Raw genomic sequence first — 14,082 nt, 5'->3', positions numbered from 1 at the left:
TCGCGCTCACACAACTAAAGTTGTGTTCGGGCCGCCAGGCGTAATCGTCCGGATCGAGCCAAATCTGGTGGCACCCACTCGCAGAGGCGCATGCAGCAAGGCTTCGCGCTCCGACGGCCTTCGTTCACGTTACGACGATGTAACCAATTGATTGATAAGCGCTTTCAAGATCAAATCGCCATTTTTGCACGATCCCGACGATTACCCCGCTAAGGGAATACACTGGAACAGCCAATTGAAGTAACGAAATAGAGCGATCCCGTTGGCTTTGCAACCGGCGCCTTCGGTCTGCGCCGGCCTTCCTGACGGTCGCCAATCGCACATCCGAGATGCGCGGTTTGGGCCTAGGTCGACTGCTTCTTCTGTCCGCGCGATGCTTTCTCGACTGACTCTCGCTTGCCTGACGGCGTCCCCGTCGTGGCGAGAAAACCCCGACACAAAAAGGCAATCACCTCCTTCTTCTGTTCGGCATCTGGAACGCCGTAGCCCGATATCCGGCCGAACTCGTCCGTTGAAGCGAAAAATGCAACTGCTCCGGCGATTAGCGCAAAGTAGGCGGCTGTCGGATCGATATCGACGAGGACGCCTTCGGACCTGAGGCCGTCGAATAATGGTTGTAACCGCAGGAACACCCGCTTCGCCATGGTGTCCACGACCCAGTCGTGGCGGGCCGAATTAATGGAGAACTCCTGCATCATCAATCGCGAGAGCTTCGGATTGTCGGCCATGAAGCCGAGGAGGCTGGGCAGCACGATAGCGGCACGTTCGGTTGCCGTCTTCGAATCGACCGCCGCTGCTAGCGCGGACTCCACGTGCTGCTCATAGTCGCGGGAGCACTCCGTCAGCACATCACGCCACAGGGCCTCCTTCGCAGGGTAGTAGTACGAGAGATGGCCTACGTCCATGCCTGCAGCGGCCGCAAGCTGGCGCATGCTCGTGGCGTCGAAGCCGTAAGTTGAAAAGACGTCGAGTGCCGTCCGCCGGATCGACTGCCGAAACGCCGCCCCATCACGTGGTGCGGGCTTTTTGATGTGAGTTGCCATTTTCGAATTTTAAGGCTGTCATCCGCTCTTCCATCGGTAGGGAAAATCCCAAGTGACGCGACCTTGACACCAAACGCCAAAACTTTGACGATTGTCAAAGTTCCGCGCGCACTTGATGCACTGCTTCGCACACTCAGCACAGGCTCCGGCTCCGCCTCATGTGACGGCCGTCCGACTGCCGCAGGTGGTAGGCCGATCGTGAACCGGCCGACGAAAAAGCGAACGGGCGACGACTTTGACGGTTGTTCGACAATGATTGCGACCGTCGGAGATACGCAACTGTTCGAACGCCTCTTGTGAGTCGCGCGAGCGACTCCGCCAAGTATGGCATCGGACGTATGACTTGTTAGATAACGGGTGTGGGCACCCTAATAATCGCTTTCAAACGTTTAGTATTACTTATGGAAACATTATGATCATATTTAAAAACGTCCGAATCTTTGATGGCACGGGATCACCGCCGTTCGCCGGCGAGGTGTCCGTCAAGGAGAACCGCATCGTTTCCGTCACGCCTGGCGGCTCGATGAACGGCGCAGGCAATCAGGCCGATGCGCATGTGATCGATGGCGAGGGCGCGACCCTGATGCCCGGGATGGTGGAAGCGCACGCTCACCTTACGTGGCCCAGCTCGGTCGAACGTCCTGTCAGGGAAATGGCGATGCCGCCCGAAGCGCTCGCGCTGACCGCTGCGCGCAACGCGCGGATACTGCTCGACCATGGCATTACTAGCGCCTATTCGGCCGGCGCGATGAGCCAGCGGCTCGAAATCTATCTTGCCGATCAAATTGAAAGCGGTGGCCTGCCCGGTCCGCGCTTCATTCCCTCGTCAATCGAAAAGGAACCACCCGCGGGGGAAGATAACACCTTCAATCCCGGCAAGTCCGAGCATCAACTTGGCGGCCCGGAAGAGGTACGGGCGTTCATCAAGGAGTGCGCGGAGTTCGGTGCCAAGTCCGTGAAGTTCCTGCTGTCGGGCGAAAGCCAGCTGCGCCCCGGTGCATCGTTCGAGTTGCAATATCGGGACGAGGAGCTTCAAGCCGCGCATGAGCAAGCGGTCGAATCTGGAATTTGGCTGAACGGACACGCGCATGCTGCCGAAGCCGTCAAGCTCGGCGCGCGCCACGGCTTCCGCGTTCTTTACCATTGCACCCACGCGGACGAAGAAGCGCTGGATCTGCTTGAGGAGCGCAAGGACGATATCTTCGTGGCACCGGCGATCGGCGTGCTTCAGGCCCTGCTGGACTTCACGCCACCGCCTGGGATGGATCTCACCGAGCAGAAGGCCGACGCACGGAACGTGATCGAGCGCCATCGGCAACTGATCCCCGAAATGCGCCGGCGCGGGATCCGAGTCCTGCCCTTCGGCGACTATGGCTTCCCCTTCAATCCGCACGGCTGGAACGCCCGCGATCTCGACATTTTTGTAAAGCAGATGGGTTTCACTCCCATTGAAGCGCTCGTCGCCGCAACGAAGTTGGGCGGCCAGTTGATGGACATGGGCGATGAGCTTGGAATGATTAAGCCGGGTTATCTCGCCGACATTGTGCTAGTGAAAGGCGATGTCACGCAGGATGTCACCCTGCTTCAGGATAAGAGCAACATTCTCGCGGTGATGAAGGACGGCAAGTTCCACAAGGAATTTCAGGCACAGCACTCCAGTGCTGATTCTACGGCGCGCTAGTTCGGGAGTTATTTCGTGGCATCTTACAAGCTCTTTCAATTTCTGCCCTCGTCTGGATCGCCGGAACTCGGAATCGTGGTTGCCGATCAGGCCTACCACCTGCCGGATTGCACCCTGGAAGCCTACCTGACCGACGTTGACGTGCAGCACGAACGAATGAAGGCACTGGCCCGCCGGATCGCGGACGGCGACGAAATGCCGGAGGCGATCGACCTCGGCGTGACGCGTCTTGTCGCGCCCACCCTGAACGCCGCTACAATTTACGCCTGCGGGGCGAATTATCGCGATCACGTCGAAGCGATGGCGAAAGTGATGAATATCACCGTGAATGATCCCCGCGCTAGCGGCGCTCCGCCGTTCTTCTTCATGATTCCGGGCCGCACCGGCTTGGCGGGACACGGCGAGTACGTCGATTATCCCGGTGGCGTGCAGAAGCTGGATTTCGAGGCGGAACTCGCAGTCATTATCGGTCGGCGCGCGCGTAACGTCCGCGAAGCGGACGCCCTTTCTTATGTCGCCGGCTACAGTTGCGCCAACGATCTGTCGGCACGCGATCGACTGATTCGGCGACAGGAGGACGTGAGCTCTCCATTTCGGGCCGACTGGATGGGCGCGAAGGTCTTCCCGAAATCTTGCCCTGTCGGCCCGTTCTTGACACCGGCGGAATATATCGCCGATCCCGAGGATCTTGCCATCAAGACCTGGGTCAACGACGAATTGCGGCAAGACTCGAACACGAAGAACCACATCTATTCTATCGCCGAGCAGATCGCGTTCCTCAGCAGCCTATTCGACCTCTTTCCTGGCGACGTCCTGATCACCGGAACTCCAGCGGGTGTGGGAGCCGAAAACGGCCGTTTCATATCAACGGGCGACAAAATCCGGATCGAGGTCGCCGGCCTTGGCACCCTCTTAACCCAGATCGCCTGACCGCAGCGAAATCACCGGTACGCCGACGCGCCGCACCTTCGCAAAGAAATGGAAGCAAGCGCGGCCGTCCGAAGCGACCAAGGTCAAAGACCGCTACATCCTGTTAAGAACTTTGGCTGCCGTCCTTGCCGTCGTCGAGGAGATCACCGCGATGATCGGCAGGCGGCTGAGTTCGGGATGCAGTTTCTCGACCGGCGCCGCCTTCGACGTGTCGAGCGGACGTGTGATGTACTGAAAACCCTAAGCCATCCGCGCCGGTGACTGCGCGAACCAGAAAGGCCCAGTTATGCTCGACCAGAATCTTGCCGCCATGCTTCAGAAATACCATGCTGGCCCCGCGCTCGAAGGCATGGACGCCAATGAGCAGCGGCAGTTCTTCCGTGCCCTCCGATCTGCTCCGACGCCGATCCCGGGAGTCGAATCTAGAGACTTTCGAATCGAAATCGGCGATACCAGGCTGGACGCCCGCTTGTTGTCACCAGCCCGCAGCGCGGCCGACACGGACGATCTGCCGTGCCTCGTCTACTTTCATGGCGGTGGCTGGATGGTCGGCGGGCTTGATACGCACGATCAGAGCGGACGACGTCTTGCATTGGGTGCGGGCATCAAGGTGTTGTTGGTCGCTTATCGCCTCGCTCCCGAGCATCGTTTCCCAGCGGCGCACGATGACGCGTTAGCCAGCACGTCTTGGCTCTTCGACCATGCTCGACAACTAGGCGTCGATCCCAAGCGGATCGCGGTCGGCGGCGAGTCTGCAGGTGCGAATATGGCGGCCTTCGTCGCTTCCGAATTGCGCGACGAGCCAAGCAAACAGTGTGCGCTGCAACTGCTGTTCTACCCGATGACCCAAGTCGACATCGATACCGCGTCAAGGAGCGAATTCGCCGAAGGCCACCTGATCACCATCGGGCTACACCGCAATTGCATGCAGAATTACCTCGAGTTGGACAGTCAGCGGACTGACCCACGTATCTCGATCCTCCTTCGTAAGGACCTCCGCCGCTCGCCACCCGCCTTCATTGCGGTGGGTGGCAATGACATGTTCCGTGACGAAGCCAGAATGTATGCCGATCGGCTGACCAACGCTGACGTCCCAGTTGAATATCACGAGTACGCCAGCTTAATTCACGGCTTTTGCGGCTTCTTCGATCTGGCAGCTGAAGTTCGAAAAGCATTCGACGACGCTAGCCAGGCGCTTCGACGCGCATGTCGTCGAGACTGACGATGTGCCCCGCCGCGGGGTGAACTACCTTTGCCGGTCCGACCACAATAATGACATTAGGAGACTTGAACATGGAACCGAAACGGCACATCGACTGCGACGTGCTTGTCGTGGGGTCCGGAGCTGGTGGCATGCTTGCCGCCATTCGCGCCCACGATCTCGGCCAAAGAAGCGTCGTGATGGAGAAAACGCATTATTTCGGCGGGACGTCGGCGCTGTCGGGAGGGCAAATCTGGGCGCCGAACCACCAGTTCCTGAACGGCGAAGACAGTGTCGAGAAGGCGAAGAAGTATCTTGTTGCCATTACAAATGGCAACGTTCGTGAAGATCGCATCGACGCCTTCCTTGCTGCGGCGCCGAACATGACACGGTATCTCGAGGAGATTGGTGTCGGAATCGTTGGGGATACGTTCCCCGACTATTTCATGGAAGTCGACGGCAGCATGTTCGGCCGCAGCGTTGCTCCGAAAAAGCTTGACGGCAAAGCACTCGGCCCGATGTTTTTCGAAATGCGCGAACCTTCCCACCTATGGAAGGCGGGACATCGGATCGCGCTTGACTGGCCCGACATGCACGCGCTTATCGAAAAGCCGTCCGGCTGGCAGTTTTCGATTCTCAAGCTGTTCGCGCGTTACTGGACAGATATTTCATGGCGCCGGATCACGCGGCGCGATCGTCGCGTCACAATGGGAGCAGCGCTTGTCTGCGCCCTGCGGATCGCGATGAAAAAACGCGGTATTCCGCTGATGCTGAATATGCGCATGACCGATCTGGTCGAAAGCGGCGGCCGCGTCAGCGGCGCGACGTTCGACAATGATGGACGGGAAATCTCGGTGCGTGCCGCCAAGGGTGTCATTATCGCAGCGGGTGGGTTCGAGCATAACCAGACCCTACGAGATACGCACGCGCTTCGCCCGACTAGTGCCGGCCACAGTATCGCGCCCGGCGTGAACACTGGCGACGGTCTGCTGGCGGCGCAGGACGTTGGTGCCGGCACCGAGATGATGGGACATTTCTGGTGGACGCCGGTCGCCGTGCTGCCGGATCCGCACGTCCCCAATTCAATGGTGCCGGGGCCGGTGTTCCGTTCTCCCGGGTGCATTCTCGTTCGCTCGGATGGTGAACGCTTTGTCAACGAATCATCGTCCTACGACCGCATCGGCAACAAGGTACTTGCCGAAGGATCGACCCGCCGCAGCTCCGATCCCTATTGGATGATCTTCGACTCCCGCTATCGCGCGAATTATCCCATCGGCAACCTCCTTCCGTCGTCGATGGCGTCGGACAAAACGATTCCGCGTGAATGGTGGAACCGCTTCATCTACAAAGCGGACACGGTCTCCGAATTGGCATCGCTGACAGGCTTGCCATCCGAGCAGCTCAACTCGGTCGTCACGCAGATGAACGAAGCGGCCAAGACGGGCAAGGACTCACAATTCGGCCGTGGTGATTCCCTGTTTGACCAGATGATGTCCGGCGAACGGTCGGCAAGCCCAAACCCCAGCCTGGTTTCGATCGACAAACCGCCGTTTTACGCCATCCGCATCTATATCGGCGACATCGGCAGCAAGGGTGGCATCCGCGTCAATGCCAACGCACAGGTGGAACAGGCCGATGGGACGCCCATCCCCGGCCTGTACGCGATCGGCAACAGTTCGGCGTCGCCATTCGGCGATTCCTATCCCGGCGCCGGCGCGACGTTGGGGGCGGCGATGACATTCGGCTATATCGCGGCGGCCCATCTCGCTGCGTGACACCGATCGGCGATTGACGCAATTCGTGGAACGAAATTCTGAGACAAAAGGAGAGGAGCGATGGCAGGAGACGACTTTGATGTGATCGTGATCGGTGGCGGCGGAGCGGGATTGTCTGCCGCCGTGATGGCGGCCGAGACCGGCGCACGCGTGTTGCTCGTGGAGGCGGGCGCGCGCTGCGGGGGCGCGACCGCCACTTCAGGTGGCGCCATCTATGCTGCCGGAACCAAGGTTCAGCGCGAGGCTGGGATCGTCGGCGACACGCCCGATGCGATGTTCACGTATGCGATGGCGCTGTCTCGCTACCGCATAGAACCATCGGTTATGCGGCGATTTTGCGATGCTGGTTCCGAGACGCTCGACTGGCTGATCGACTGCGGCGTCAGCATCGGCAATCTTTCGCAAGGCGACGTGTCAGATACCCCACGCAGCCACTGGCCGGTGGGTGGGGGCGCGCGCATTACCGAGATACTCGAAGGGCGCGCTCAGTCGGCTGGCGTAGAGATTGTCACCCACACTCGGGTGCAAAAGCTGGTGTCTGAGAACGGTGCAGTCGTGGGCATCGAGGTCGAAGGCGAAGTCATCAGAGCGAAGGCCGTTGTCGTGGCGAGCGGCGGCTTTGGCGCCAACGATGAACTCCTCGCGCGGCATTATCCGAGCTCTCAGGTGGAGGGGAGATGGTACGGAGGCCCCGCCACGGCGCAGGGAGACGCCCTCACCTTCGGGCCCGCGGTTGGCGCTGATCTCTACGGCGAGGACCGTGGCACGATGATGATGACGTCCGGTCTAAGCCGCGAATTGACGTTACCGCCCGGCTGGTTGATTTTCGTCAACCGCTTTGGGCGCCGCTTCATGGACGAAGGCGCCGCGTATTGCATCCAAAAGTCCATCATGGAAGCTCAGCCCGATCAGGTCGCCTTCGCAATCTTCGATCAAGCTTCCTTCGAAGATTCCCCCCTGGACTTTCGCTATGCACCGATGATCCGAGCGGGAGAATTGGCAAATGACTGGAAACGCGACACTCTCGAAGCCGGTCTGCGCGACGGCCGGCTTCTGCGTGGCGAAACGTTGACGGATCTCGCCGCGAAGGCAGGCATTCCCGCCGAGGCGCTCCTTGTGACCGTCGCACGCTACAACGCTGATGTAGCAGCTGGCAACGATACGCTTTTCTTCAAGAACGCCCTTCATCTCCGGCCTTTGGGAGACGGCCCCTATTACGCGGCGGTCCTGAAAATGCGGAGCCTGGGCTTGACGTCCTTCGGGCTACGGATCGACCGCGAGGCGCGCGTGCAGAACGCTTCGGGACAACCCATCCCGGGGCTGTACGCTGCAGGCGAGGCCTCGGGAGGCGCCATGGGCGAGGTCTATCTGGGCAGCGGTAATTCCGTTGCCAACGCCATCGTATTCGGTCGGATCGCGGGCAAGAATGCTGGCCATTTTTCGCTATCCAATACCTAGGTCCCGCGAGAGCGAGCGACGCCGCTGACGGCCTCCGATGGAGGAAAATAGAAAATTCCGCAATACATTCAGTAGTCCGTTGCATTTGCTTTCTGATCGTAACGCCGACGATTCACGCGACTGTTGGTCTACTGGGCGTTATGCACGAAGCGGACCAACAAGCATGCAGATTGATATAAATACGATCAAAAACGGAGACAATCAATGAAGCACCAATCCAACCGAGATCAGACGCGCCTATACGCTGGAATGCATGGCGCAGTGACCGCCTTTGGGCGGTTGGTCTCTCGCCAGACGCAGAGCAAATTGGCTGTTGCTCTAATGCTCGCCGGTTCCGCCTCGTTCGCTCGCGCTGATGACGCTTCTGCGACCACGGTCGCATATGCTTTGGACAGTGCGACTGTCGCTCTCGATTCGACGGGTAACTCACGCTCGAGCAGTGAAACGCCCCCCCTCATCGGAACTGTGCGCGATCAGGCAAGCGACCGGGACGCTGCACATCCGATTTTCTGGAAGGCAGGTCAGGCGCTGCAGAATGTCGGTATCACGCCGAGCCTTTCCTTGACTCAGTTCTATCTTGATAATCCGTCCGCCGGTCAGCAGACCGGCAATCATGAAGCGTTGACAGTCATTGCCGTGGGGGCGGACGTCAATCTTCAGAAGATGCTGGGCGTTCCTGGCGCGATCATCCATTTTCAACAACTGTTTGCGCCATCTGTTGTCAATACACTCTACGGCGGGCAGGTGGGCGACAGTATTGTCGGCCAGCCGTCGCCGTATGTGCCGCGAAAGGCGTACTTGACGCTCTTCACGTGGGAACAGAAGTTCCTGGAAGGACGGGGCACGGTGGAATTTGGAAAGAGCAACGCGGGAAATTACTTTGCCGTTCCGGTCTGCGAAATTCCCTTAGGCTGCTTCTCCCCGATCCTGCAGGACGCGGGACAGATCAACCCAATCGTCTCCGCGAACTGGGGAGTCCGGGCTGCCTATAAGTTCACAAACGAGATCACCGCGCAGGTAGGATTCTGGAAATCGGATGCAAACTACCCATTTAACAATGGCTGGACTTGGTCGGCAAAAGGCCCACAAAGCAATACTTACCTCACTAACGTGACTTACAGGACCAATCCTCAGCAGGACCGTTACGCGAAAAATTACGAACTACTCTTCTTCTACAACAGTGCCAGCCATAACGCGTTCAAAAGCCCGGGTCCGATAATGCCGGGGCCGTATAAAGGAAGCTCCGGGGTCTATTTTGGTGCCAAACAGGTGGTGTGGCATCCGGACGGCAACATTGCAGGCACACCGGGGGCCTTCTCGTTGAGCGTATTTGGCAATTTCACCAGCAGCTTCGACCAACACAACGCGTCTGGGCTTGAGAGCACCGGCACGCTCGGCCTAACCGCGAAGGGCCTTTTAAAGAGCCGGCCTTACGACACTGTTTCTGCGCGGGTCATCTATACGCGAAACACTGCATCGGAACAAAGCTTTATTGAACGGACCAATCTTGCTTTCGGAGGCACTGGCTACAACGTGGGTCGAAACGAGTACGCAGTACGGGTAGACGCCAATATCATCGTCACGCCCACTGTCATCGTGAGTCCGTACATCGTACGTACATTCAACACGAATAGCGAGTTTACGCCATTCACGACTGCGAAGCCGAACAACGGTATCGCATATGGAATCATCGCCACGTTCCTCTTCGACAAAATGCTGGGGCTGTCCGGGAGCTGAACGTGGCGTGGCAGAGGCATGAGGCTGAGGGGCGCTATACGCCCCTGGCTGAACTCTAATAGGCTCGCATCGCTAATCGTTCGGTCTCAGGCGGAAAAACGCGCCACGAACCATCACCGTGTCGGAAGAAAAACATTCCAACCGGGCCTGTCTGTCGCTGTACCTCGACACGCACATAGCGAGTCAGATTCGAGGGCGCTGTCGCAATTTTTTCTTCGTTCGTCGGTTGCCTTGGTGTACCGACGCATGCTGGAGCCTGCGATGTCCCAATCAAAGCGTCTGTGGTGGTCGATGCTCGTCGGTGTCGACGCAGCACACAAGAACCTCCGCGTCTTCTGCTCCGGTGCTGATATAGACATGCCCCTGCGCACTGTCGAAATACAGACTGTCGCCGCGCTCCAGCCGGAAGACAGACCCGTTCTCAAAATGAAGTTCCAGTTCCCCCTGCAAGAGGAAGACGAACTCTTCACCGCTGTGGCGGATGAAGTCAGGAAAGTCGTCGAGCGCTCGCGCACGGATGTGCGCCCGCATCGGCACCATGCGCTTTCCCACAAGGTCGTTGGCAATCATTCCGTACTCGTAATTCGGCGTGTCGTAAATCAGCTGCTTTCCGGACCGCGTGAGAGTGGGTTCAATCGGTCCCGATGCTCGGCCGGGCGCGCGCCCGAAGATTGTGTCGAAGTCGACGTTGAGCGCGCGGGCCAGCGCAACGAACTTGTCGTAGGTGAGCGCGATGTCGCCACGCTCCGCCTTGGAAATCGTCGAGACAGCAATGCCCGAAAGCTCGGACAACTGCATCAATGTCAAGTGGCGCGACTTGCGCGCCTGACGCAATTGTGCGCCGACCACCTTGTGGTCGATGTGAGGCGAGCTTCCGTCAGTCTCTGACGGGGGGTTCAGTTGCTCGCGTTGTGCTCCGGACTTTCGCATGAGGTCTCTTGAATTCGGGTTTTGTCGTATACGAGAATTAATTTTTTCTCGTATATGATAACTCACGTCAATGTCCATCACGCGAAGGAGCAGCATCGTGTCATCGCTTGCACTCGAAAAGGCTGGCTTATCAAAGACTCAGGTTGTTGCTGCGACTACCCTTGGAACAGCGCTTGAGTACTACGACTTCACCATCTATAGCTTCTTCGCCATCCAAATCGGGAAGCTTTTTTTTCCCTCATCGTCTCCGGTCAATCAATTTCTTCTTTCAATCGGGGTCTTCGGCGTTGGCTTCGTCGTTCGCCCCCTCGGTGGCGTCGTCATCGGTGCCTATGCTGACCGCGTCGGGCGAAAAAAGGCCATGGTGCTGACCATCATGTTGATGGCGCTGAGTTGCGCGCTCATCGCGTCTGCTCCGCCGTATGCAGTGGCAGGGGTCCTCGCGCCATTGGTTGTACTTGCGGCTCGTCTAATTCAAGGCTTTGCCGCAGGTGGCGAATTCGGCCCTGGTACGACCCTGCTTGTTGAATACGCGACGGACAACACGCGCGCATTCTTCGCAAGTTGGAACTTCGCAGCGACTGCGCTCGGTCTTGCACTCGGTGCAGTGGTCGCCACGCTGGTGAATGTCAGCTTCTCTAAAGAGGTCGTGGACGATTGGGGATGGCGCCTTCCGTTTCTCCTTGGCATCTTGGCTGCGCCGGTCGGGATGCTGATTCGACGCCGGCTCGAGGAAACGCTTAGCCACGCACCAGCTAATGACGGAAAGAAGGATGGTGCGCTGAAAGCTGCCCTCACGACCCACCTTAAGCTGACCATCCTGGGTACATTCACAGAACTTGGTGGCTCGGTGTCCGTGTACATCACGGCATTTTTCCTTCCGAATTACGCAGTTCGAACGTTGCACCTATCGCCGACCGCATCGGTCATCTCGGGCGTGGTCAGTTCAATGACGCTCTTTATCGCTGCTCCCATAGCAGGCAAGCTGGCAGACCGGTTCACGCGTAAACGAGTGCTCGTTACCTCGCGAGTCATCCTTCTTGCATCGGTTTATCCCGCGTTCTCGCTGCTGAGTGCACATCCTTCAATCCTCCTCCTGTGCATCGTCTCCGCATTTCTCGCTATTTTCGTCGCCGGCCAGATTGTTCCGGTTCTCGTGATGATTCCGGAGCTGTTTCCGCGCGAAGTTAGAGCGACTGGAATTGCACTGACATACGTCGTGAGTGCTTCGTTCTTTGGCGGATTTTCCCCGCTCATCGCAAGCTGGATTGTCGAGCGTACCGGTAATGCTTTGGCTCCGGCGTGGTATGTCGCGGCTGCTTGCGCGATCTCGTTGGTCCCGGTCATCTGGCTGCGTGACCGAACAGGCGAAGCCATCAACTAACGCTGAACTCAGGAATGACAATGACGCGCGCTCAAGAAGAATTGGTGACCAAGTCTGCAGAAGAGCTGCGCAGATTGATTGGCACCAAGCAGATTTCTCCGGTCGACTTGGTCGATGCTTGTATCGACCGCATCGAAGCACTCAATCCGGCGGTGAACGCTGTCACAGCGACCTGCTTCGACACCGCGCGAAGCGAGGCGAAGGTCGCCGAACAGCACGTAATGGACGGAAGGGAACTGGGGCTCCTTCACGGCCTGCCGATGGGCGTGAAAGACCTTGAAGACACAGCCGGCTTACTTACCACCTACGGTTCTCCGATGTCACGTGGCAATGTGCCGTCACGCGATGTCGTTCTGGTCGAGCGGTTGCGCAAACAGGGAGCAATCTTGCTCGCGAAGACAAACGTGCCGGAACTCGGTGCCGGCGCGAACACACGAAATCCAGTATGGGGCGCAACGGGCAACCCGTTCAACCCGGCGCTAAACGCAGGTGGAAGCTCAGGCGGTTCGGCCGCCGCGCTCGCATGCGACATGTTGCCGGTGTGCACAGGGTCTGATACCGGTGGTTCTTTACGCATTCCGGCGTCAAAATGTGGGGTGGTCGGGTTCCGCCCGTCACCAGGGCTTATACCCAATTCGCGCCGGCTACTGGGCTGGACCCCCATTTCAGTTGTCGGACCGATGGGGCGAACTGTCGCCGAGGCCGCTTTGCAACTCGCCGCAACTGCCGGCGAGTCGGCCGATGACCCATTGAGTTATTCAGTCGATGCCCTCGGGCTTGGCCGGATTGCCAACATCGACCTCTCGCGACTTCGCGTCGGCTACACAGAAGACTTTGGCTGTTGTGACGTAGACGAAACAATCCGAGAAACGTTCCGGTCGCGAGTCGCCTCCATTAAGGGCATCGTTCGTACGTGCGAGCCAGTTGACTTCCATCTCGGCGATGCGCATCGGTGCTTTGACGTCGTCCGCGCCGAAAGCTTCGTTGCCGGTCTGCACGCCGCATACGCACGCGACCCGAGCGCCTTGGGTCCGAACACTCGCGCGAACTACGAGATGGGCGCGAAGATGTCACTTGCGGATTCTGCGTGGGCGCAAGCCGAGCAGACACGAATCTTCCAGCGCTTTCAATTTGCCTTCTCCCGTTACGACGTTGTTATCTCACCCACGACGCCGGTGTCGCCGTTTCCGTGGACGGAACTCTACGCGTCTACCGTGGAAGGAAGAACACAGGAAAATTACTATCGGTGGCTGGCGCTCACCTATGTCGTTACCCTCACGACCCATCCGGCACTCTCCTTGCCGTGTGGCGTGGATGGGGCGGGCATGCCGTTCGGCTTGCAGATAGTCGGCCCGTTCCGTGGCGACTCGCAGACCCTTGCGATTTCTCACGCGTTTGAACAAGCCTTCGCCTGCTCGTCAACGCTGTGCCGTCCCCGCCCGAACATCTTGCTTCTACGCGAAGCAAATCCAGCACTGAAGTCTATCGTTACTTCACCTCCGATTTTTAACCCATCCGGACGGCGCGATGCATCCGGCTTATCAATGGTGTAAACATGAGTAATCAAATCGAACGCTTGCAGACCAACGCTCGCATGAGCCAGGTCGTGGTGGCAAACGGTATTGTTTATCTTTCGGGGCAGGTTCCCGAGACGGCTGGTGCCCCTATCGACGTGCAGGCGACAGAAATCCTCGCTCGCATCGACAAGCTGCTGGCCTCAGCCGGAATCGACAAGACTCGCTTACTGACCGCCAACGTGTGGTTGAGCGACCCGCAGCACTTTGACCAATTCAACGGTGTCTGGGACGCGTGGGTGCCCGAAGGGCACGCTCCAACGCGTGCATGCGTTACGTCGATTTTGATGAAACCGGGCCTGGACGTTGAGATTGGCGTTACGGCGCTCGCTTGACTGGCCTTCTCGCTAATCAAGCCTTCGCATCGTG

11 protein-coding genes are annotated in these 14,082 nt (G+C 58.6%); 9 read left to right on the top strand and 2 right to left on the bottom strand.

The window, feature by feature from the left end:
- Positions 1 to 344 precede the first annotated feature (344 nt).
- Entirely contained in the window at positions 345 to 1,043 is a 699-nt protein-coding gene (locus HWX62_RS20490; RefSeq protein ID WP_175932131.1) for a TetR/AcrR family transcriptional regulator, read from the bottom strand.
- Between the two features lie 412 nt (positions 1,044 to 1,455).
- On the opposite strand from HWX62_RS20490, the gene HWX62_RS20485 reads away from it, so the two are divergent.
- The 6 genes from HWX62_RS20485 to HWX62_RS33110 all read left to right on the top strand — a co-directional run bounded on the left by HWX62_RS20485 (position 1,456) and on the right by HWX62_RS33110 (position 9,825).
- On the top strand, positions 1,456 to 2,724 hold the full coding sequence (locus tag HWX62_RS20485; RefSeq protein WP_175932132.1) for an amidohydrolase family protein: 1,269 nt from the start codon (positions 1,456 to 1,458) through the stop codon (positions 2,722 to 2,724).
- Between the two features lie 15 nt (positions 2,725 to 2,739).
- Complete coding sequence (locus tag HWX62_RS20480; protein WP_244136072.1) at positions 2,740 to 3,654, top strand: fumarylacetoacetate hydrolase family protein; 915 nt, start codon at positions 2,740 to 2,742, stop codon at positions 3,652 to 3,654.
- Positions 3,655 to 3,940: 286 nt separating this feature from the next.
- On the top strand, positions 3,941 to 4,876 hold the full coding sequence (locus HWX62_RS20475) for an alpha/beta hydrolase (protein ID WP_175932133.1): 936 nt from the start codon (positions 3,941 to 3,943) through the stop codon (positions 4,874 to 4,876).
- A gap of 71 nt (positions 4,877 to 4,947) precedes the next feature.
- Entirely contained in the window at positions 4,948 to 6,630 is a 1,683-nt protein-coding gene (locus HWX62_RS20470) for an FAD-binding protein (protein ID WP_175932134.1), read from the top strand.
- A gap of 60 nt (positions 6,631 to 6,690) precedes the next feature.
- A complete protein-coding gene (locus HWX62_RS20465) occupies positions 6,691 to 8,088 on the top strand; it encodes an FAD-dependent oxidoreductase (RefSeq protein ID WP_175932135.1) in 1,398 nt (465 codons plus the stop codon).
- A 204-nt stretch (positions 8,089 to 8,292) separates the two neighbouring features.
- Positions 8,293 to 9,825: a carbohydrate porin gene (locus HWX62_RS33110; protein WP_244136071.1), complete on the top strand. Its 1,533-nt coding sequence runs from the start codon at positions 8,293 to 8,295 to the stop codon at positions 9,823 to 9,825.
- A gap of 270 nt (positions 9,826 to 10,095) precedes the next feature.
- On the opposite strand, the gene HWX62_RS20455 is transcribed toward HWX62_RS33110, so the two are convergent.
- Positions 10,096 to 10,851, bottom strand: coding sequence for an XRE family transcriptional regulator (locus tag HWX62_RS20455; RefSeq protein WP_244136070.1), 756 nt, complete (start codon positions 10,849 to 10,851; stop codon positions 10,096 to 10,098).
- 1 nt (position 10,852) lies between these two features.
- Here HWX62_RS20455 and HWX62_RS20450 point away from each other — a divergent pair, with 1 nt between their 5' ends.
- Genes HWX62_RS20450 through HWX62_RS20440 form a run of 3 tightly spaced genes read left to right on the top strand, consistent with a single transcriptional unit; the run spans position 10,853 to position 14,048 of the window.
- The gene (locus tag HWX62_RS20450) at positions 10,853 to 12,139 is read left to right on the top strand and encodes an MFS transporter (RefSeq protein ID WP_175932137.1); all 1,287 of its coding nucleotides are present in this window, start codon (positions 10,853 to 10,855) and stop codon (positions 12,137 to 12,139) included.
- A 20-nt stretch (positions 12,140 to 12,159) separates the two neighbouring features.
- A complete protein-coding gene (locus HWX62_RS20445; protein WP_175932138.1) occupies positions 12,160 to 13,692 on the top strand; it encodes an amidase in 1,533 nt (510 codons plus the stop codon).
- 2 nt (positions 13,693 to 13,694) lie between these two features.
- Complete coding sequence (locus HWX62_RS20440) at positions 13,695 to 14,048, top strand: RidA family protein (protein ID WP_175932139.1); 354 nt, start codon at positions 13,695 to 13,697, stop codon at positions 14,046 to 14,048.
- The last annotated feature ends 34 nt before the right edge of the window (positions 14,049 to 14,082 follow it).

Origin of the sequence: Burkholderia sp. BCC0506, assembly GCF_902833145.1 — a bacterium.
In the GTDB taxonomy this organism is placed as follows: Bacteria; Pseudomonadota; Gammaproteobacteria; order Burkholderiales; family Burkholderiaceae; genus Burkholderia.
Note: the sequence above shows the minus strand (reverse complement) of the source record. Positions and strands in the feature narration are given on the sequence as shown.

What these genes read in the sequence shown, in the direction of transcription:
- HWX62_RS20490 (WP_175932131.1), bottom strand. Translation starts at nt 1,043, where the DNA reads ATGGCAACTCACATCAAAAAGCCCGCACCACGTGATGGGGCGGCGTTT.
- HWX62_RS20485 (WP_175932132.1), top strand. Translation starts at nt 1,456, where the DNA reads ATGATCATATTTAAAAACGTCCGAATCTTTGATGGCACGGGATCACCG.
- HWX62_RS20475 (WP_175932133.1), top strand. Translation starts at nt 3,941, where the DNA reads ATGCTCGACCAGAATCTTGCCGCCATGCTTCAGAAATACCATGCTGGC.
- HWX62_RS20470 (WP_175932134.1), top strand. Translation starts at nt 4,948, where the DNA reads ATGGAACCGAAACGGCACATCGACTGCGACGTGCTTGTCGTGGGGTCC.
- HWX62_RS20465 (WP_175932135.1), top strand. Translation starts at nt 6,691, where the DNA reads ATGGCAGGAGACGACTTTGATGTGATCGTGATCGGTGGCGGCGGAGCG.
- HWX62_RS33110 (WP_244136071.1), top strand. Translation starts at nt 8,293, where the DNA reads ATGAAGCACCAATCCAACCGAGATCAGACGCGCCTATACGCTGGAATG.
- HWX62_RS20455 (WP_244136070.1), bottom strand. Translation starts at nt 10,851, where the DNA reads ATGCTGCTCCTTCGCGTGATGGACATTGACGTGAGTTATCATATACGA.
- HWX62_RS20445 (WP_175932138.1), top strand. Translation starts at nt 12,160, where the DNA reads ATGACGCGCGCTCAAGAAGAATTGGTGACCAAGTCTGCAGAAGAGCTG.
- HWX62_RS20440 (WP_175932139.1), top strand. Translation starts at nt 13,695, where the DNA reads ATGAGTAATCAAATCGAACGCTTGCAGACCAACGCTCGCATGAGCCAG.